Raw genomic sequence first — 428 nt, forward strand, 5'->3', positions numbered from 1 at the left:
GGAACCGATCTCCCACACCACACCCGCACCCATCGAACCCACCAGCGCAACGGCCTCCGAGAACCGCACCGGCTCACGGATTCCCCGCGCCCAGTGGCCCGGGTCCACCGCCGAATCCGCCGTGTGCCACCCACCCGTCACCGACGAGGCGAACGCCACGCTCGGAGCGGACAGCACGACCCCCGACACCGCCTCCGCGAACGGCTTCACCGCACCGTCCATCAGCGCCGAGTGGAAGGCATGACTGACCACCAGCGGCTGCGTTCGCAGACCGGACTCCGCACGGAACCGCGCCACCGCGTCCGCCGGACCCGACACCGTCACCACCCTCGGCGAGTTGAACGCCGCCACCTCCACACCGGGGAAACGATCAAGCACACCCAGGACCGCCTCCACGTCCCCGTGCACCGCCGCCATCGCACCCTCAC

At 70.8% G+C, this 428-nt stretch carries 1 protein-coding gene; it reads right to left on the reverse strand.

Annotated features, from left to right (window positions below):
- The coding region (locus BJP40_RS20165; RefSeq protein WP_256220781.1) for an acyltransferase domain-containing protein at nt 1–417 on the reverse strand (417 nt) is incomplete at its 3' end.
- Nucleotides 418–428: the final 11 nt, after the last annotated feature.

The sequence above is a fragment of the Streptomyces sp. CC53 genome (assembly GCF_001865245.1).
In the GTDB taxonomy this organism is placed as follows: domain Bacteria; phylum Actinomycetota; class Actinomycetes; order Streptomycetales; family Streptomycetaceae; genus Streptomyces.